16 protein-coding genes and 1 pseudogene are annotated in these 20809 nt (G+C 35.4%); 14 read left to right on the top strand and 3 right to left on the bottom strand.

All coding sequences use genetic code 11. From position 1 onward, the window contains the following. The first annotated feature begins 21 nt into the window (after positions 1 to 21). The 3 genes from WAX78_RS21575 to yhbH all read left to right on the top strand — a co-directional run bounded on the left by WAX78_RS21575 (position 22) and on the right by yhbH (position 5863). Positions 22 to 2115, top strand: coding sequence for a sensor domain-containing protein (locus WAX78_RS21575; RefSeq protein WP_336484103.1), 2094 nt, complete (start codon positions 22 to 24; stop codon positions 2113 to 2115). A 299-nt stretch (positions 2116 to 2414) separates the two neighbouring features. After that, positions 2415 to 4310, top strand: coding sequence for a PrkA family serine protein kinase (locus WAX78_RS21570; protein ID WP_336484102.1), 1896 nt, complete (start codon positions 2415 to 2417; stop codon positions 4308 to 4310). 377 nt (positions 4311 to 4687) lie between these two features. Further along, positions 4688 to 5863 (top strand): sporulation protein YhbH, encoded by a 1176-nt coding sequence (gene yhbH / locus WAX78_RS21565; protein ID WP_336484101.1) that lies wholly within the window; start codon positions 4688 to 4690, stop codon positions 5861 to 5863. Between the two features lie 60 nt (positions 5864 to 5923). Here the strand turns inward: yhbH and WAX78_RS21560 are convergent, their stop codons facing one another. Both WAX78_RS21560 and WAX78_RS21555 read right to left on the bottom strand, forming a co-directional pair. Then, positions 5924 to 7186: an S-adenosylmethionine decarboxylase related protein gene (locus tag WAX78_RS21560; protein WP_336484100.1), complete on the bottom strand. Its 1263-nt coding sequence runs from the start codon at positions 7184 to 7186 to the stop codon at positions 5924 to 5926. A 144-nt stretch (positions 7187 to 7330) separates the two neighbouring features. Then, positions 7331 to 8422, bottom strand: coding sequence for a low temperature requirement protein A (locus WAX78_RS21555; protein ID WP_336484099.1), 1092 nt, complete (start codon positions 8420 to 8422; stop codon positions 7331 to 7333). Positions 8423 to 8495: 73 nt separating this feature from the next. Here WAX78_RS21555 and WAX78_RS21550 point away from each other — a divergent pair, with 73 nt between their 5' ends. From WAX78_RS21550 to WAX78_RS21520, 7 genes and pseudogenes are all read left to right on the top strand, one after another. After that, complete coding sequence (locus WAX78_RS21550) at positions 8496 to 9056, top strand: NADPH-dependent FMN reductase (protein WP_336484097.1); 561 nt, start codon at positions 8496 to 8498, stop codon at positions 9054 to 9056. Positions 9057 to 9312: 256 nt separating this feature from the next. Then, positions 9313 to 10764: pseudogene (locus tag WAX78_RS21545) on the top strand (RNA-guided endonuclease InsQ/TnpB family protein). A gap of 159 nt (positions 10765 to 10923) precedes the next feature. Next, complete coding sequence (locus WAX78_RS21540; protein ID WP_336484111.1) at positions 10924 to 11094, top strand: hypothetical protein; 171 nt, start codon at positions 10924 to 10926, stop codon at positions 11092 to 11094. Positions 11095 to 11535: 441 nt separating this feature from the next. Next, entirely contained in the window at positions 11536 to 12078 is a 543-nt protein-coding gene (locus WAX78_RS21535; protein ID WP_336484095.1) for a phosphate ABC transporter permease, read from the top strand. A 15-nt stretch (positions 12079 to 12093) separates the two neighbouring features. After that, positions 12094 to 13617, top strand: a complete 1524-nt coding sequence (locus WAX78_RS21530) for a flotillin family protein (RefSeq protein WP_336484094.1) — start codon at positions 12094 to 12096, stop codon at positions 13615 to 13617. Positions 13618 to 13866: 249 nt separating this feature from the next. Continuing rightward, on the top strand, positions 13867 to 15468 hold the full coding sequence (locus WAX78_RS21525) for a sensor histidine kinase (RefSeq protein ID WP_336484093.1): 1602 nt from the start codon (positions 13867 to 13869) through the stop codon (positions 15466 to 15468). Between the two features lies 1 nt (position 15469). Further along, entirely contained in the window at positions 15470 to 16165 is a 696-nt protein-coding gene (locus tag WAX78_RS21520) for a response regulator (protein ID WP_336484092.1), read from the top strand. A 185-nt stretch (positions 16166 to 16350) separates the two neighbouring features. On the opposite strand, the gene WAX78_RS21515 is transcribed toward WAX78_RS21520, so the two are convergent. Then, positions 16351 to 17658, bottom strand: coding sequence for a CitMHS family transporter (locus WAX78_RS21515; protein WP_336484091.1), 1308 nt, complete (start codon positions 17656 to 17658; stop codon positions 16351 to 16353). Between the two features lie 370 nt (positions 17659 to 18028). Here WAX78_RS21515 and WAX78_RS21510 point away from each other — a divergent pair, with 370 nt between their 5' ends. The 4 genes from WAX78_RS21510 (at position 18029) to WAX78_RS21495 (ending at position 20726) form a co-directional block, all read left to right on the top strand. Next, entirely contained in the window at positions 18029 to 18283 is a 255-nt protein-coding gene (locus tag WAX78_RS21510) for a hypothetical protein (RefSeq protein ID WP_336484090.1), read from the top strand. Between the two features lie 211 nt (positions 18284 to 18494). After that, positions 18495 to 19040, top strand: a complete 546-nt coding sequence (locus WAX78_RS21505) for a helix-turn-helix domain-containing protein (RefSeq protein WP_336484088.1) — start codon at positions 18495 to 18497, stop codon at positions 19038 to 19040. Positions 19041 to 19044: 4 nt separating this feature from the next. Continuing rightward, positions 19045 to 19989 carry an alpha/beta hydrolase family protein gene (locus WAX78_RS21500; protein ID WP_336484087.1) on the top strand — a complete coding sequence of 315 codons (945 nt, stop codon included), beginning with the start codon at positions 19045 to 19047 and terminating at the stop codon, positions 19987 to 19989. Beyond that, the gene (locus WAX78_RS21495) at positions 19962 to 20726 is read left to right on the top strand and encodes an ankyrin repeat domain-containing protein (RefSeq protein WP_413789219.1); all 765 of its coding nucleotides are present in this window, start codon (positions 19962 to 19964) and stop codon (positions 20724 to 20726) included. Before WAX78_RS21500 ends, WAX78_RS21495 begins: the two co-directional genes overlap by 28 nt. Positions 20727 to 20809: the final 83 nt, after the last annotated feature.

Genomic DNA, 20809 nt, shown 5'->3' with positions numbered 1-20809 from the left:
ACAAGACAGGTTGCGATGCTAATGAAAGAATTATTTACAAACAAGAAAAGTATAGTTAACTCTTTACATGGCATAGATATGAATTTAATACACCAAGGCTTGCTTCATGCCATTCAAGATTTAGTGTTTATTGTAAAAGTTGTAGAAAATAAATGGTTTCAATATATATATGTGAATGAAAAAGGGCTGCAATATGCGAATTTAGATGAAAGCTGTTATGGTAAGACATTTCAAGAATTATTACCTTCAGATGTTGCCCATTTACTACAAGTACAATATGAGGATGTCTTACAAAAGAAAAAAGCAAGTACGTTTCGTGATTATGTAACCTTACATACAGGAGAAATTTCACATTATGAGTCATCATTAAATCCAATATGTTCAGCGGATGGCACATGCCAATATATTATTTGTATTACACGTAACATTACAGAACAGATACAGGAGAAGGCAGAAATCCAAGAAAAGCAAATGTTGTTTCAATCTTTATTGGAATATAATGATGATGCTATTGTATCGCTTGACTTAACGGGGAAAATTACGTATACAAATCCTGCGACATATACGATTTTTGGTTACAGTGATGCTGAGTTGGAAAATCAATCTATCTTTCAATATATTGCAGATGGGGACATAAATAAATTTAAAAACATGTTTCAAGATGCGTTACAAGGTTATACTAACCAGGTTTCTGCCAAAAAATCTGATCATAAAAATGGCTGCGAATTGTATGTATCGTTTAAAACTGTTCCAATTATTATTAACAGTCAGATCACTGGTGTATATTTTATAGCACGGGATATTACGAAGCAGATACTAAATGAACGGAAAACAGAACATTTAGCCTACTATGATCAACTGACAGGCCTATTGAATCGTATTTCATGTACAGAAATGTTAGCTCATTTGTTAAGGGGAAAAAAGAACTTTACACTCATTCTTATAGATTTAAATCAATTTCATTTAATTAATGATACATTTGACCACGAAACTGGGGACGAAGTATTAAAAAAAGTGGCAAGGCGTTTAGAATCTCTTATTCCAAAAGAAGCATATTTCTTTCGAGGACACGGTGATCAATTTGTGATTGTAAAAGAAAATACAGATAAGGAATATGCAGAAAAATTTGTTCAGATGTTATTGAAAGGAATGGAGAAGCGTTTTGTCATAAGGGAAGAGGAAGTATACATAAGTGCTTCTATTGGGATGGTAATGTCACCTACAGATGGAGAAGATGAACAAACATTATTTAAACGTGCTGACGTAGCATTAGCACGTGCAAAAGAGCAAGGAAAAGGTAACTATAGCTTTTATTATTGCGGTCTTAATGCACAGCGTGAGAAACAATTTATGATGGAAAATCAATTGCGTCAAGCATTAGAGCGAAATGAGTTTACATTATATTATCAGCCGCAAATTAATATTGTGACAGAAGAGATGATAGGGATGGAAGCTTTGCTTCGTTGGAACAATAAAGAACTCGGAAATGTTTCACCTGGCGAGTTTATTCCACTTGCAGAGAAAACGGGATTTATCCTTAAAATTGATGAGTGGGTATTACATGAAGTATGCAGACAAATACGTGAATGGTTAGAGAAGGGGATTACTCCTGTACCAATTGCGGTAAATATTTCTGCAAAGCATTTTCGTTCTTTTAAATTAATAGAAGCCGTTACGAATGCTTTAACAACATATCGGATTCCGCCGCATTTACTAACAATTGAAATTACAGAAGGAGCTTTAATGCATAAAGAATTATCAGAGAAAGTGCTCCTTCGCTTAAAAGAGAAGAAGTTGGAAATTCATCTTGATGATTTTGGAACAGGATATTCATCGCTTAGCTACTTAAAACAATATCCAATTGATACTCTAAAAATTGATCGATCTTTTATGCAAGAAGTAGGTGCGGATGAAAAGGGGACAAATATTACGACAGCTATTATTGATCTTGCCCACACACTGGGATTGAATGTTATTGCCGAAGGAGTAGAGGAGGCGGAACAAATTCAATTTTTGAAAGAAAAAAATGCGATTTTAGCCCAAGGTTATTATTTTAATAAGCCTCTTTCTATAAACGATATTGAGAGATTCTATTTTAAAACAGATAAAAAGTGATGAGCGTTAAGCTCATCACTTTTTATTTTGTTCCTGGTTTATCATTATATCCTGATGTGAAAATTGCAGTGAGAAATGTGACCATAACACCCAAAATTAATAAAAGTTTCATGAGAATTTAGCCTCCCATTCATATTCATTCCCTATTACTTGTATTATATCGAATTTTCTTTCAATTTTGGTAATAAAATTTATAAAGTTTGTGTGCAATTTCATTTTGATTCGTACGAATGTTTAAGGACATCCTCGCATAGTTTTATAATAATCCGCTTGAACAAGGAGATGGGGGAGGAGCTATAATGGATATTTTAAAGAAGATCGAACAGCACCGGGAAGCAGAAGAGCGCTTAAAGTGGGAAGGTACATTTGCTGATTATTTAGAAGTTCTTAAAGAAAGACCATGGGTGGCACAAACAGCACATTCTCGTATTTATAATATGATTAAGGATGCTGGAATTGAGGAAGTAGATGGCCTAAGAAAATATAATTTCTTCAGTAATCAATTATTTGGATTAGAAGAAGCATTAGAACGTCTTGTAGAAGAGTATTTTCATCCATCTGCAAAACGTTTAGATGTAAGAAAACGGATTTTATTATTAATGGGACCAGTTAGTGGTGGGAAATCTACATTAGTTACAATGTTAAAGCGCGGATTAGAGGCATATTCACATACAGATCGCGGTTCGGTTTTTGCAATAAAAGGGTGCCCAATGCATGAAGATCCGCTTCACCTTATTCCTCATCATTTACGTGATGATTTTTATGCAGAGTATGGCGTGCGAATTGAAGGAAACTTGTCACCATTAAACTTAATGCGTCTAGAACAAGAGTATGGAGGCAGAATTGAAGATGTAATTGTAGAGCGTATTTTCTTCTCAGAAGATCGCAGAACAGGGATTGGAACATTTAGTCCATCCGATCCAAAATCACAAGATATTGCTGATTTAACAGGTAGTATTGATTTTTCTACTATTGCTGAATTTGGTTCAGAATCAGATCCACGCGCTTACCGCTTTGATGGAGAATTAAATAAAGCGAACCGTGGGATGATGGAATTTCAAGAGATGTTAAAATGTGACGAAAAGTTTCTATGGCATTTATTATCGTTAACGCAAGAAGGAAATTTTAAAGCAGGCCGATTTGCACTGATCTCCGCAGATGAATTAATTGTTGCGCATACGAATGAAACAGAATATCGTTCTTTTATTTCTAATAAGAAAAATGAAGCACTTCATTCGCGGATTATTGTAATGCCAATTCCATATAACTTACGGGTAAGTGAGGAAGAGCATATTTATGAGAAAATGATTCATGAAAGCGATGTTTCTGATGTTCATATTGCACCGCATACACTTCGCGTTGCAGCAATGTTTACAATCTTAACACGCTTAAAAGATCCGAAGCGGCCAGACATCGATTTAATTAAGAAAATGCGTTTATATGATGGTGAAATGGTAGAAGGGTACAATTCTATTGATGTAGAGGAACTGCAGCGCGAATATCAAGATGAAGGTATGAGTGGAATTGATCCGCGTTATGTTATCAATCGTATTTCTTCTACAATTATTCGTAAAGAAGTAGCATCAATTAATGCTTTAGATGTATTACGTTCTTTAAAGGATGGATTAGATCAACATCCATCTATTAGCAATGAAGATCGTGAGCGCTATATGAATTTCATTTCATTAGCACGTAAAGAGTATGATGAAATTGCGAAGAAAGAAGTACAAAAAGCATTTGTATATTCATATGAAGAATCCGCGAAGACACTTATGGATAATTATTTAGATAACGTAGAAGCATACTGCAATAAATCAAAACTACGCGATCCATTAACTGGAGAAGAAATGAGTGCGGATGAAAAACTTATGCGCTCTATTGAAGAACAAATTGGCATTTCTGAAAATGCGAAGAAAGCGTTCCGTGAAGAAATTTTAATTCGTATCTCTGCATATGCTCGCAAAGGGAAGCGATTTGATTATAATTCACATGAGCGTCTTCGTGAAGCAATCCAGAAGAAACTATTTGCCGATTTGAAGGATGTTGTGAAGATTACGACTTCAACGAAAACGCCGGATGAAAATCAGCTGAAGAAAATTAATAATGTTGTAGCACGATTAATTGATGAACATGGCTATAATTCTACATCTGCAAACGAATTACTGCGTTATGTAGGTAGTTTGTTAAATCGATAATAATCATAGTTGTAGAAAAAGAAAAGCTGTCTCTTGGAAGGAGGCAGCTTTTTTATATTTTTTCAAATATAAGAAGTGCTTGTCCATTATGAGTAAATTAAAATGCAATCTTATGAATTTATTTGTCAATTATTTTCACAATGAGCATATGATAGAGTAACCAACCATTCATACAGAAAAAGTCAACACAATACAATATGTTGTGCAGCTGTAAAGTGTGCAACAATGCATTGTGTTTCTTTCTTAATTATGAAAATGTAGAAGGAAATTTCTCTTAGTAGGATTTGTTTTTTCACTGTTTGTTTTCTAACGAAGAAGCTAATGTTTTAATCTGTGTTTAAGTGAAAGTATAAAAAACTATGTAAGGAGGGAAAGGAATGGCAGAAGAAAATCAATATAATTATACGGTCTCGCAGGAAAATTGGTCCCTCCATCGTAAAGGACATGATGACCAACAACGGCACCAAGAAAAAGTACAAGAGGCAATAAAAAATAATTTACCAGACCTTGTTACAGAAGAAAGTATTATCATGTCCAATGGTAGGGATGTTGTAAAAATACCAATTCGTTCATTAGATGAATATAAAATTCGTTATAACTATGATAAAAATAAACATGTCGGTCAAGGAACAGGTGATAGTAAAGTTGGTGACGTTGTAGCGAGAGATGGATCGAGCGGCCAAAAGCAAAAAGGACCGGGGAAAGGGAAAGGAGCCGGAGACTCTGCAGGAGAAGATTACTACGAGGCAGAGGTATCGATTTTAGAGCTTGAGCAAGCATTTTTTAAGGAATTAGAGCTTCCTAACTTAAAGCAGAAAGAACGGGATGAAAATCGTATTGAACACATTGAATTTAACGATATTCGTAAAACAGGACTTTGGGGAAACATTGATAAAAAACGGACAATGATATCTGCTTATAAACGAAATGCAATGAATGGCAATCCAGCTTTTCATCCAATTAAACAAGAAGATTTAAAATTCCGTACGTGGAACGAAGTCTTGAAGCCGGAATCAAAAGCTGTTGTGTTAGCGATGATGGATACGAGCGGTTCGATGGGACTTTGGGAAAAATATATGGCTCGTAGCTTTTTCTTCTGGATGGCACGGTTTTTACGCACGAAATATGAAACAGTAGATATTGAATTTATCGCACACCATACAGAAGCAAAAGTTGTTACAGAAGAAGAATTTTTTTCAAAAGGTGAAAGCGGCGGAACAATATGTTCATCAGCATACAGAAAAGCATTAGAATTGATTGAAACAAAATATTCTCCGGAACGCTATAACATATACCCGTTCCACTTTTCAGATGGAGATAACTTAACATCTGATAATGCCCGCTGTGTGAAACTTGTGCAAGAATTAATGAAAGTATCTAATATGTTTGGATACGGAGAAGTGAACCAGTACAATCGTCACAGTACACTCATGTCAGCATATAAAAATGTGAAAGATGAGAAGTTTCGCTATTATATTTTAAAACAAAAAGCTGACGTGTTTCATGCGATGAAGAGCTTCTTCCGTGAAGAATCGAAAGAAAAGATGGCTTAAACCCCTAAGTGCAGGGGTTTTTTGTTTTTAAGTGAAACCAAAAAGATTGAGTAGAAAAAACTACTCAATCTTTTTCATGCGATCAAATAATAAACCATCTGTTGTATGATTTTCTCCTACTACAAAATCTTTCATATAATAAGAAAGATACTGACCATACTTTGAATCTGTATTTAACAGAAGTTCATCCACAAAATAACAACCAAGTGGTAAATCATCGAGTAAGAGACTAGCAAGTGCCCCGTAAACACCGCAAGCCACTTGAAAATAGGTTGCGTTTGTTCCGTATTGTGTGTACACATGTTGAGTAGCAGTTGTATTGTACATATATACTTCTTTGTCTTTATACACAAGTAATACACCAATTAAGTCTTCACCGATAAGTTGTCCCGTTTCCGGATTTAATACGTGATGATTCCAGCTCCATAGTTCATCAACGTTATGTTGATTGTCATGGATTAATTGTGTCATATAATCATTGATACGATACAGAAAGCCAACCTCCATATCGTACAATTTCCCGAGATTAATTACTTCTTCGTGCCCCATTAAACTACCGAAAAACTGTTTATCTCCTAATGTTACTTTAAACTCTTGTTCATAAGCGGTGTCACATAAGAGAATGGGAGTTTGATGTTTCATAAAAAGAGGATAGTTTAAAATGCCTTCTTCTAAAAAGCCTGCCGGAGACCATGTCGAGTATACTGTTTTTTCTTTAATAAGAGTTGGATCATGATAGAAAGTTGTATCGTGTTCGACGATGAAACAAGCGAGGGGGATTTCCGTAGGATTTTGCTTCATTAATTTAATTGCCATCCATTGGACGACGCCGGGATTCATACCGGAACAAATAATACCTGTCATTTGTGTGAAGGTAGGTTTATGCTCTTCAAAGAAATTTTGTCTTTCTAATAAACTGAAGCGTTTTATATGCTCATTCGCATCGATTTTTGGTGATTGCAATGCCGTATTAATATAATGCACACCAAATTCATTGCAGCATGTTAACATTTCTACTGCATCTGCTAAGGAAGCGTCAATGACTAGGTTTGTCCCCGTTTTTTGTAGATGATTTCGAAATAATGTGTTATCGCTTAGATCGAACACATGGAATGTAAAACTATCGTATAATGCAGGATACGTATCTTTAAAATAAGATTGCGGTTTTTGCTTTATGTCAATTAAATGAATGGAACAGTTTTGCAACTGAGAGTATAAAGGATTATGAATGTCTTTCACGGCATGATTTAATAAAGATAAAAATGCGCGAGCAGCACCGCCGCTGCTTCCAAGTATAGTAAGAATGAGTTGTTCTTTTTTCATGTTTTCCCTCCTATGTGATTAAGATATTCTCATCACATGAGGAAGGCTTATTTGTTTGTCCATAAATGCATAAAAATCCGCTGTCTATTTATAATACGAATTTTTGCTTCCTGATGAATCCCATTATAAAATTTCCGTATTTTATTAAGTGGTTGTAATTTTAGCATAGATGATAAAAAATAGGGCTAATTCTCCCATTATGACAATGTTTGGAACTACCATGATTAAATTAATAATAAAAAAGGCTGCTAATATCCCTAAAAACAACCCTAAATGATAGATTTTCAAACGGTGTTGTTCATATCTGTATTGATGAAAAACAATGGAGGTTGCAATGAAATAGAGCAATACAGAGCTAAATAAAAAATATAAGATAAATGAATGCTGGACTTTATATAAAAACATCAGTTTGATAGATGCTGCAATCATGCTCAACGACATTAGAATAAACAGGTGTCCGTAAATAATCGTTTGTCCTGCCCTTTGAATAGACTTGTTCACCTTCTTTTCTACATTATCAAAATATTGCCACCACATCGAAATAATAAGGATAAATGAAATGATCGAAAATGAGATCGAATTCCAATCACCTTTTTGGGGCTGTAATACAAAAAGGGTGCTGACGACCGATTCTCCAAAAAGAATTAATGTCAATGAAGCAAAACGTTCTAATAAATGAGCCGTATTGGTCGGGGCTTTTACCAAATACTTGCGTCCTAAAACAGGCACAATCACATCGACAATAATTCCTGCATATAACACAGCGTATCGAATCCATGAATCAAAAAAGATAGAGAGAAATGAGATGATGATTCCAATCCAAAAACATGTTCCGAAAAACCGAGCAACCGTTTTTCCATCCCCTTCTTCAAAATTCTGAACAACAAGATATTGGATTGCTGTTAGTGCCCTTATTCCAATATAGCCAATAAGAAAAGGGAGATAGTATTGATCAAAATCTACCGATAAGCTGGATGTCATAATAAGAACAAATAACATTTGAAGAATTATAAAGATACGTTGATGCAAAAGATCTTGTCCAAATCGATTAATAAACATGGTTTGTCCAGTCCAAGACCACCATATTGGGATAAACATTAGAGCAAACTTTAATAAATATTCTGGATGAATATAACCTTTTTCAACATGAAGTAAAACTTGAGTAGTAGTTGCAACTGCTGCCACAAATAACAAGTCATAAAAAAGTTCTAACCACGTTACTCTTTTTTCTTCCATCTTTAACATTCCTTTCCACGGATGATAGAATATAGTATCATGAAAGGTGAACTCAAACAAGGAGGTAATTTGTATGCCCAAAACCATTGGCCTTATTTGTGGAAGTTTACGAGAAAAGTCTTATAACCGAATCATTGCTCAATCATTGACAGATATGAGTGATTCTGTTCAATTTCGTTGGATCGAGATAAAAGAGCTTCCTCTATTTAACGAAGATTTAGAAGTAGGCGGAGATCCAGTAGTAGTAACATCATTTAAGTCATCTATTCAAGAAGTTGACGGTATTATTATCGTTAGTCCAGAATATAATTCTGGAATTCCGGGTGCGTTAAAAAATGCATTGGACTGGGCGTCAAGACCTTCGAAATCCTCTGTTCTTAGTAGAAAACCAGTTGGCTTAATCGGAGCAACTCCTGGCGGATTAGGTACCGCCTTTGCTCAAATGCAAATCAGACAAATACTAGAAGCCATGCAAGTTCATGTTCTTCCATTTCAAAAAATGCTGATTTCGCAAGTACATGAAAAAATTGATTCCGATCAAAAAGTGCTTACTGACGAAAAAACAAAACGATATCTTCAGCGTTATTTACAACAATTTATTCATTGGATCGATCACACTCCTGTTATAGATTAACTAAAGAATACTGAACATCATCAAGTAATTTTTTGTACTGATTTTTCATTTTTAAAAAATACTGTTGATACTTTATAAGTTTATCAGAAAATTGGCAAGAGAACCCCATCTTCAAAACGCGCAGGGCATAGCCCAGTTTAAGGTGGGGATGAATTGCCCTTGTATTCGTAAAAAAATTTTTGGTATCGATGCGAATGTATGTTCTTTTTGTCGTTTTGTAGTATCATGAAGGTAAGAAGAGAGGGAGGTGAAAATTATGACAAACGAAAAAGAATATGCAGCCTATCAAATTTGGATTAAGAAAGGTCACAAATTGCACGCCTACTTCATGGAAATGTGTCAAAACGCAAAAAATCTCTACAATACAACAAACTTCTATATTCGCCAAGTGTATACGGCCTTACGTACTGATCAACCATTACAGCCACTTCAACAAGAAGTTCTTCATACTTTACAGGCACATATCGAAATCATGAATGAAAATCAACTTCATGCGTATCAAAAACGTGTACAAAAACAGAAAGAAAAACCTGTTAAAGAACAAAAAGAAATGAAATGTAACCTGTTTACATTCCCGACAAAAGAGAAATCGTTCTTATCGTATAACTTCCTAGATTGTTTGTTTAAAACGATGAAACAACAAGATTATATGAATTTGCCAGCGCAAACGAATCAAGCAGTTATGAAGAATCTATATCAAAACTGGAAATCATTCTTTGCTTCCATCAAGGCATACAAGAAACATCCTTCCACTTTTACTGGCAGACCTCGCATTCCAAAATATATCAAATCATCTATGAAAGAAATTGTTTTCACGAATCAAGTGTGTAAACTCCAAGATAAATACATTCGTTTTCCAAAAACAAGCATAAAATTAAATATTGGTAAATTGTTTGGGTGAATTGGCAATCTCAAAGAGGTACGCGTTTCTCCTGCTTATGGGAAGTTTAAAGTGGAAATTGTGACAGAACAATCTGAGCCAGCAGCTGAGCATGTCGACAATAATCGCTATATGAGTATTGATTTAGGAATCAATAACATTGCAACTATCACAACGAATACAGGGACCATTCCTGTGTTGGTAAAGGGCAATGTGATCAAAAGCATCAATCAATACTACAACAAGCAAAAGGCTTATTTAACGGGGATTTTTCGTCATGGGAAAGGACCAAAAGAAGGACCACACACATCAAACCGTTTAGAGCGACTTCATGAAAAACGCTTTCTTAAAATCAAAGATCTCTTTCATAAAATGAGTTATCACATTGTCCAGCTGGCGATTCAACAGGAGATTTCTATGATTGTGATTGGGAAAAATACATCGTGGAAGCAAAACAGTGAGATGGGGAAACAACAGAATCAAACTTTCTGTCATATCCCACATAATCTACTCATTGAAATGATCAAGTACAAGGCGAATCGACAGGGCATTACGGTACAAGTTGTGGAAGAATCATATACAAGCAAGGCATCCTTTTTAGACAATGATGATATCCCAACCTATGGTGAGAAAAACATTCCTATATTTAGTGGTAAAAGGATCAAACGTGGCTTGTATCGAACGAAAGAAAACAAATTATTGAACGCAGATGTGAATGGTTCCTATAACATCTTAAAAAAAGCAGTTCCAAAGGCGTTTACCGATGGAATAGAGGGGTTGTGCCATCAGGCAGCTGTGTCAACTCCACTCGTGTTAAGCATCTCTTGAAGGTAATACACGAGAAACCACCACTTCAAGATCAGAAGGAGATAAGTGGCGGGAGTTTTCATAGATAGACCAATGACAACAATCAATTTATTCATAAACTGATTGTAACAAACGAAGGAGATTTGCCGATATATGAACTTTCTTCGATTATATTAATTAGTGAAGGACTATAAAACGTCTGATCTCTATTCTCGTCTTTCCCAAGATGTTGCTGCTGTTCCTCTAGTGAATCATCAAACCGACCTTATTTCTGGCTTAGCGCGTGACTATGATGTTGATGAATTCAAGAACAATGTTTTGACTCCTGCTAATACTGCTAAGTTTTTTTGATTGGTTTAACAGTAAATAGTCTTGGAGGCATAGGTGACCCACTAATGAATGATGTATTCATAATGAATGAATCTATAAAATATAAATAGTATAGGGACAGATATGTGGGTTATTATGAAAATTCCAATATGTACATTACTTTACTTTTTATGTAAAATTTTGTATCATATAAATATATAATATAGCAATTTATTTTCAGGAGGAGGCTGTCACTACAGCTTCCTCCTGTTCTTTTTTGGGGCAGTCTGTAGTATAAGGCTCTTTTTAAAAGTTATTATGACTGAAAATTAAGATAATTAAAAAGGAGGTGGAATACATATTAAGAAAAGAGCAGTGATATCACTACTTCAAAATTCTGCAAAAAGGGAAGAAGGGGAAATTGGAGATAAAAAAGCCCTTCATTGATTAAAGTTTCGCTTATGTTGAAAGGGGTGAAGCAGTATGTTATTTCATTTTCCAATTGAAACAATTTATTTATATGGACTTATTATAACTGCAGCTATTGCCATTCTTTATTTGCTTTTTGGGGATATTTTAGAATCTCTTTTTAGTATATCAAGCGGGGCTACTTCGCCTTTTACACTGTTATTTAGTTTTCTCGCTATGTTATGTGGGTTTGGCTACATATTAGAATATATATTTCCTTGGAGTAGTATTTCTATTTTTGTGATTTCTTTTTTTCTTGCACTTGTTGGTGTTATTACGATGAAAATGCTTGTTTTAGCACCAATTTCTAAAGCAGAGCAAAATACAATGCACCGTATGGAAGAATTTATTGGGTGTAAGGGAGAAGTGATTATAACAATTCCGAAAGAAGGGCTAGGTGAAGTTTTGCTAGCTTCTCAATTTGGCAGTAATGCGATGCCAGCTAAAACGATAGGGAAGAAAGATATTTTACAAGGGTCTTATGTCATTGTTGAAGGTGTGCAAGACGGTATTTTACTTGTACAAAATTTAGCAATTTCTTTAAAGAAACCGAAATAATAAGGAGGAGTTACTATGGTTCCATTAATTATTGGTGGTGTTTTGTTAGCGATATTAGCGATCCTGATTTTAGTCTTTATTACAAAATATCGTACCGTTGGACCGGATGAAGCGTTGATTGTAACGGGAAGTGGACTCGGCACCGGGAAAAATGTTGTTACAACAGACGATGGTAAGAAGATTAAGATTATTCGTGGGGGTGGTACATTTGTTGTGCCGATTATGCAACAAGCGGAACCTCTTAGCTTACTAAACTATAAGTTAGAAGTAGGAACACGCGATACATATACGAAGCAAGGTGTTCCTGTAACAGTAAATGGTGTTTCTATTATTAAAGTAGGTTCTACAATTGAAGAAGTATCAACAGCAGCAGAGCAATATTTAGGAAAAGAAACAGAAGAGCTGAAGGTAGAGGCGAAAGAAGTGTTAGAAGGACATTTACGAGCAATTCTTTCTTCGATGACAGTAGAAGATGCGTATAGTAATAGAGAGCAGTTTGCCCAGAAAGTACACGAAGTTGCTTCTACTGATTTGAAGAAGATGGGGCTTCGCATTGTATCATTTACTATTAAAGAAATTAGTGATAAAAATGGATATTTAGATGCGCTTGGCCAGCCGCAAATTGCAACGGTAAAACGTGATGCACAAATTGCAAACGCAGAACGAGAAAAAGAGGCACGGATTGAAAAAGCACGTGCCGAGAAAGAAGCAAAAGAAGCAGAGTACCAACGTGATGCACAAATTGCTGAAGCAGAGAAACATAAAGAATTAAAGGTGCAATCATATAAAAGAGAGCAAGAGCAAGCACGTGCTGATGCAGACCTTTCATATGAATTACAGCAAGCGAAGGCACAACAAGGTGTAACAGAAGAGCAAATGCGTGTAAAAATTATTGAGCGTGAAAAACAAATTGAATTAGAAGAAAAAGAAATTGCTCGTCGTGAAAAGCAATATGACGCAGAAGTGAAGAAAAAGGCAGATGCTGATCGTTATGCAGTTGAGCAATCTGCTGAAGCAGAAAAAGTAAAACAAATTAAAAAAGCAGATGCAGATCAGTATAAAATTGAAGCGGAAGCAAGAGCACGTGCAGAAGAAGTACGTGTTGAAGGTTTAGCAAAAGCAGAAGTACAAAAAGCCCAAGGTACAGCCGAAGCAGACGTAATTAAACTAAAAGGTCTTGCCGAAGCAGAAGCAAAACAAAAAATTGCTGAAGCATTTGAACTATACGGTCAAGCAGCGATTATGGATATGGTACTGAAAATGTTACCAAGTTATGCGAAAGAAATTGCAAGTCCGCTTAGTAATATCGACAAAATTACAGTTGTGGATACAGGCGGCGGTGGAAAAAACAGCGGTGCTGGTAAAGTAGCAGGTTATGCGACTGATTTAATGGCAACGATGCAAGAAACTTTGAAGGCTTCTTCGGGAATTGATTTAAAAGAATTGCTAGAGAGTTTCGCTGGAAAAGGTGCAGTGCAGCAGACAACGAAGGAAAAAATGATTGTGCAAGTAGTTGAAGAAAACAAAGATAATAATTAGTTGAAAATAAGAAAACTCTAGAATTAAATCTAGAGTTTTCTTATTTTTGTATATCTGTATAGAAGACTAGATATGATTGAATCAATTGACATAGGGATTACATTGTTATAAGGGTGGTTATAGATTCATAGCTTGTATAGGAAATAGATCTCCTAGTACAATATAGATAGAATGTATTTCATATAATGTAGAATTAAATTTCTGTATATTCTTGAAACTTAAGTGTGGTATTAGTTAGGGGATCTTGCTTTGAAACTGAAAAAACTAAAATTGCAGCCAAGAGTTGCATTATTTATAGGTATTCTTGTTTTGTTCGTTATCATTCAAATGAGTATTTTATTTTATTACATATTATCTGATAGCATGGAAGAGCAAATTGGGAAGAGAGCTTTACAGGTAGCTAAGACAGTGGCTTCTATACCAGAAATTCGTAAGGCATTTCATACAAATCATCCATCTGAAGTGATTCAGCCAATTGCAGAACAAATTCGAGCTGAAACGGGCGCAGAATTTATTGTAGTCGGTAATAAGGAAGGGATTCGTTACGCGCATCCGGTGCCAGATAGAATTGGTGAAAAAATGGTTGGTGGAGATAACGAAGGTGTACTAAAAGAGGGAAGGTCTTACGTATCAAAGGCGACTGGAACTTTAGGACTTTCTGTACGCGGGAAAGTTCCAATTCGTGATGAAACGAATAAGGTTATAGGAGTTGTGTCCGTGGGATTTCTCGCGGAGGATATACATGAAGTAATAGAAAAGCATAGTGTTCCAATCTTGTGGGTAGCTGTATGTGGACTTGTAGTAGGTATTGTTGGTTCTGTCTATTTGGCACGGGGTATTAAAAAATTAATGTTTGGATTAGAGCCGGAAGAGATTTCTTCTTTGTATGAGGAGCATAGTGCTGTAATTCAGTCTGTACGTGAAGGGATTATAGTTATTGATAAACGAGAGCGTATTAGTTTAGTAAATCAGGCAGCTTACGATATCCTTTCTCTAAGGCAAGAGGAGTCTGTTATTGGTGAACCTATTTTGCAGATTGTGCCCAATTCTTCCATATTAGAAGTACTTCGGACTGGAGAGGAACAATTGGATCGACAAATAGATTTAAACGGGAAAGTAGTGATTGTAAATCGATTGCCTGTCAAGGTAGAAAATGAAGTGATCGGAGTCGTTTCTAGTTTCCGGCTAAAATCAGAGATTGATCAGTTAACTGAAGAACTCTCACAAGTAAAAACATATACAGAAGCACTTCGGGCGCAGACACATGAATATAAGAATTTTTTATATACATTATCAGGATTAATTCAACTAGAATCTTATGAGGAAGCGATAGAGCTCATTCATAACGAAACAGCCCTTCAGCAGGATTTTGTGCAATTTATTATGACAAAATTACAAAATCCGTGGTTAGGAGGAATTGTAGTTGGTTTTTATAATCGTGCTAGAGAATTAAAAATTGATTTAATAATAGATCGAGAGAGTTGTTTAAAAGAATTGCCAGCTCATATAGATAGTAACCATGTTGTATCCATTCTTGGTAATTTAATTACGAATGCTTTCGAATCAGTAGAGAGAAAAGAAGAGAATAGGAAAATAGTAAACTTATTTGTAACAGATATTGGAGATGAAATTATTATTGAAGTAGAAGATTCTGGATCTGGAATTGATGATAAGATGGTTGCACATATCTTTCATAAAGGCTTTTCTACGAAAGAAGGAGAAAAGCGTGGGTATGGATTGGCTAAAGTGAAAGAATTAGTTGATGAATTGCATGGTAACATTACGATTGAAAAAGGGGACTTAGGGGGAGCTTTATTTATTGTGGCGTTACCAAAGGAAAGAGGGGAGTAGCATGTCTCAAACTATCGAGGTGTTAATTGTAGAGGACGATGTTCGCATTGCTGAAATTCATCGCCGTTTTACTGATAAAGTAGAAGGGTTTACTGTAGTGGGTACAGCAATAACAGGGGAGCAAGCAAAGGAATGGATAGAGCTTGTAAAGCCGCAGCTTGTATTACTTGATGTTTATTTACCTGATATGAAAGGAACAGATTTGGTAACGTTCATTCGTCATCATGTGCCAGATACAGATGTCATTATGATTACTGCAGCATCTGAAGTTGAGGTTGTTCAGCGTGCACTCCGTGGTGGTGTATTTGATTATATTGTAAAACCGCTTATGTTTGAAAGGTTCAAGGAAAGTTTAGAAAACTATCGAAATAAAGTGGAGAAATTAAAGCAATCTCAACAATTATCACCAGAACAGATTGAAAGTCTATGGAACAGGAGAACGCAGGGAGAGAGTATTCATATAGAACATTCGCCTAAGGGGATTGATCCTCTGACTCTAAAAAAAATTTTACAGTGTGTGTTAACAATGGAGTATAACGGAATAACTGCTGAAATGCTTAGTAAAGAATCAGGAGTCAGCCGTTCGACAGCAAGGCGATATTTAGAGTATTTAATTTCGCAGAAGAGAATTTATGCTGAATTGATTTATGGAAATGTAGGACGACCAGAAAGAAGATATTTTCCTATTTCTTCATAATTTAGAATAAAGGAGAAGAGCAGCTCGTATATAAAGGGGCTGCTCTTTTTTGTGGTAGAGTAGATGAAAATAAGAAACTCCTTATGAGAAAGGAGTTTCTTGTATAGTTTAAGTAGGTCTTGTTTCTATTTTATTAGCCTAAAATATGATTATACATGTTATAAACTATTGTGATGCAGGCTTTTTTATAAGGGAATTACCCCTGTAAGAATAGCAATGAACAACATAAAGAGTGTCGTTCCAACGGCCCATTTTAATGTGAATCGTTGATGATCTCCAAAATCAACTTTCGCCATTCCTACTAATAAATATGTAGATGCCACGAGTGGACTAAGCATATGAACAGGTTGTCCTAATAAGGAAGCTCTTCCCATTTCAGCAGCACTAATTCCGTAGCTTGCTGCAGCTTTCGTAAGAATAGGCAGCACACCGAAATAGTAAGCATCATTAGACATAAAGAACGTGAATGGCATACTTGTAATGGCTGTAATGATTGGAAGATGCGGGCCAAGGGAATCTGGAATAAGAGCAACTAAACTATGTGCCATCGCATCGACCATTTTCGTGCCTGATAAAATACCCGTGAAAATACCAGCTGCAAATACTAAGGAAACAACTGCTAACACATTTCCAGCATGAGAAGCAATCCGTTCTTTTTGTTGTTCAAGGTTCGGATAGTTAATCATGACAGCAATTGCAAAGGCAATCATGAATAAAACAGGAAGAGGTAAAATTTCCATAATTAAACATACCATAAGAGCCACAGTTAATAAGAAATTAATCCATAATAATTGGGGGCGTTTATAATCACATACTTCTACAGTTGCTGCTTGTTCTGTAAAAGCTGATTTCTCTGCTGTGGAAAACTGAATATCGATGATTCCTAATCGTTTCTGCTCCTTCTTTCCAAGCATGTAAGCGACAAAAATCACCCATAGTGCCCCGCCAATTAATGCTGGAATAAGCGGTGTAAATAATTGAGAAGCATCAAGACCAAGTGCACTCATTGCTCTAGCAGTAGGACCACCCCATGGAATAATATTTGTTACGCCAGCACCTAGCATGACAATTCCAGCCAAAATGAGCGGATTCATATTAAGGCGTTTATATAGCGGATACATAGCAGATACAGTAATCATATATGTCGTTGTTCCATCACCGTCTAAAGAAACAAGTAGTGTCAAAATAGCTGTTCCAACAACAATTTTTAATGGATCGCCTTTTACAATTTTTAATATTCTCGAAATAGCGGGATCGAATAAACCGCTATCAATCATAATACCAAAGTATAAAATAGCAAACATTAACATAATACCAGTAGGTGCTAAATTTTTAATTCCCGCTAACATCATTGGGCCTACATTCGTATAAAAACCGCTTATTAAAGCAAATAAAGTAGGTATAAGCATTAAGGCCACTAGTGCGGACATTCGCCTTGTCATAATTAAAAGCATGAACACAAATATCATTGCAAATCCTAATATAGCTAACATGAAAAACCCCTCCTTAATAAATTGATTGCGCTTTCAGTAAAAATAATTAAATTTTCAGATAACGATGTTATTACGGTCATGATACGTGATAAAGGATACCTGGTAAATAATTAGAGAAATAAATCTATTAAAAGCATAATTTTTATATAGTTCATTTTGTTCACAGGTTTATGTTTTTACAAATTTATCCTGCTATTCTAGGGCAGTAAGCTCCCCCACCGATGGAAGTTTCACTTTATTATATTGGTATAGCTAACTAAAAAATGTAATACAATTCAAATCTTTTAAAATATAAAAGATCTGGAATAACAGTGATAGAATGGGTGAGGAAAATGAGATCTTGAATAGGAAAGTAAGGAGTAGAGCTTGTATGAAAGCAGTAATTGAAAGTGTCTATAGCCCATGTAATGGAGTAGTAGAAGAAGTGTTAATCAATGAAACGTCTTATGTATATGAATGGGAAAAGCTACTTATTATTAGAAATAATAAAGGGATATTAGAAGAAGCAGCGGTTGGGATTAGTGGAAATATATTATCTGTAGATGTAGTAGTTGGACAGGAAGTAGATAGGAATACAGTATTGTGTAAAGTAGAAGATGATTTTTTAATAACAGGATGCGAATAAATTTTACTTTATTAAAATATAAAAAAGACAAAACGAGTATGGGTGTAAATAATACATGTACTCGTTTTTTTGTAATGAAAAATGATATGTCGAAGGGTTCTATTCATTGATACCCATCAATATTTTTAATAAAGATTACTTTGTGTTTATTTTTATTATCATATTTGATAATATAATCATAAGATATAGTAAAGGAAGTAGGTTTTTATATATGAAAGAAAAAAAGATGGATATATTATTTCATCCAATTCGCTTTCAACTTATTCAAGAGTTTATTGGAGGAGAAAAATTAACAGCAAAGCAGCTTGCTAAAAAATTACCTCATATTCCACAAGCGACGTTATATCGTCATTTAGAAAAACTAACGACAGCACATATATTACAAGTTGCTCAGGAAACGCAAATACGAGGAACGATTGAAAAGTTATATGTGTTAAATATCAGTGTGGCCAATGTTTCGCAAAAGGATTTGCAAGATGTAACGAAAGAAGAACATATGCAATATTTTATGATGTTTGTCACACAGCTTACAGCAAATTTTAAAGATTATTTGCAGCAAGATCATGTTGATTTCGAGAAGGATGGAGTGGGATATCGACAAGCAAGTTTTTATATGAGTAATGAGGAGTTTCAAGAATTTATACAGGAAATGAGTGGAGTATTTTTAAAAGCAATGGAGCGCAAGCCATCTCCAGAGCGTAAGCGAAGAACAATTTCAACAATTATCATTCCTGAAAGAAATGAGAAGGGAGAATAAAAAGATGGCAAAAGAATTGTTCGTTACAATTGCAAGTGCAGTTTCACTTCAAGGGACGTTAACAATTCCGGCATACGACGCAGCAATGTACCCAGCTATTTTACTTATTGGCGGAACTGGAAAAGGAGATCGGGATGGAAATGTTCGCGGTTTAAAACTAAATTTATATAAAGATTTAGCGGATTATTTCACTGCATTAGGATTTGCAACGCTGCGTTATGATAAGCGTGGTACGCACAAAAGCGAAGGCGATTATTATAAAACAGGTGTTACAGATTTAATTGATGATGGTGTTGCTTGCGTACGTTTTTTAAAGGAGCATCCGCAAATTGATCCAAAGCGAATCGTAATTGTAGGTCATAGTGAAGGGGCTTTACTTGCGCCAGCTATTTATGTACGGGAATCAGTTGCTAACTTAATTTTACTTAGCGGCGCAGCTGAACCTTCCAAAACATTACTTCCAAGACAAAATGAAATGGTAGTGAAAGAATTGGAAGCAGCATCTGGATTTCGAGGGTGGCTATACCGCTTTTTAAAACTTTCACAGCGTATTAAGAAACAAAATGAAACTGTAATGGAAAAAATACAACAATCATCAAATCCTGTTATGCGAATAAAAGGAGTAAAGGTAAATGCAAAGTGGATACGTGAACAATTTCAATACAATGTCGTAGAATATTTAGAGAGAGTAGAATGTCCTGTTTTAGCGATTACCGGAGACCGAGATATACAAGTGCCGCCAGAACACGCAAAGGATATTGCAGAGTATGTAGCAAGTGAAGCAGAGTGGCATATCATCCCTAAAATGAATCATATTTTACGAGAAGTCGAGAAAAATCATACAATACTAGGCGCAATGAAGGAATATAAAGGGCTTGTGGATAAAAATATTCAAGAAGAGTTATTGTATGTTATGAAGGAATGGTTAGCAAAATACAATCTTCCATAGGAGATGAGACTGTGCGAAGAAAAAACGTTTCATTTCTCGTGTTACTTGGACTATTGGTGGTAATGACAGCTTGTGGAAAACAGAATCAAACAGAGTTTATGAGAGTGAAAAAGGAAGACGTAGATACAAAGAAAGAGAACTGGATGGATAAGCAGTTGTTACTTTCAGCACAGCTTGGAGATACAGAAACAGTTGTAAAATTGATAAACAGCGGGGCAAATCTGAATGTAAGAGGTACACAAGGGGAAACACCGGTTATGGCAGCAACGTATTATAACCATATTGATACTGTGAAAACATTACTGGCAGCTGGAGCAGATGTAAATATTCAAGATAATCACAAAGATAATCCATTTTTATATGCTGCGGCAGAGGGGACTTTAGAAATTTTAAAGTTAACAATTGAAGCAGGTGCGGATCCAAAGATAATGAATCAATTTGGCGATACAGCATTAATTCCGGCAGCAGAGCGCGGCCATGTTGAAGTTGTAAAAGAACTTCTCACTTATACAGATATCGATGTCAATCATATTAACAATCTTGGCTGGACTGCATTAATGGAAGCTGTTCTTTTAGGAAGTGGAGGTAAAGAATATCAGCAAATTGTACAGATGTTAATAGAGCACAATGCTGATGTAAACATTCCCGATAAAGAAGGGGTTACTCCATTTCAGCATGCTAAAGAAAGAGGATTTACAAAAATCCAGCCCATACTAGAAAAGGTGGGGGCCTATTGATGGAAAAACCCTCACATATTTTATTATGTGAGGGTTGCTGTTTAACCGTTGAAAGTATTATTTTTTGTTTATCCCGCATTCAG

The organism is Bacillus yunxiaonensis, assembly GCF_037104695.1.
In the GTDB taxonomy this organism is placed as follows: Bacteria; Bacillota; Bacilli; order Bacillales; family Bacillaceae_G; genus Bacillus_A; species Bacillus_A yunxiaonensis.
The sequence above is the reverse complement of the archived record's forward strand: the minus strand, read 5'-3'. Positions and strand labels throughout refer to the sequence as shown.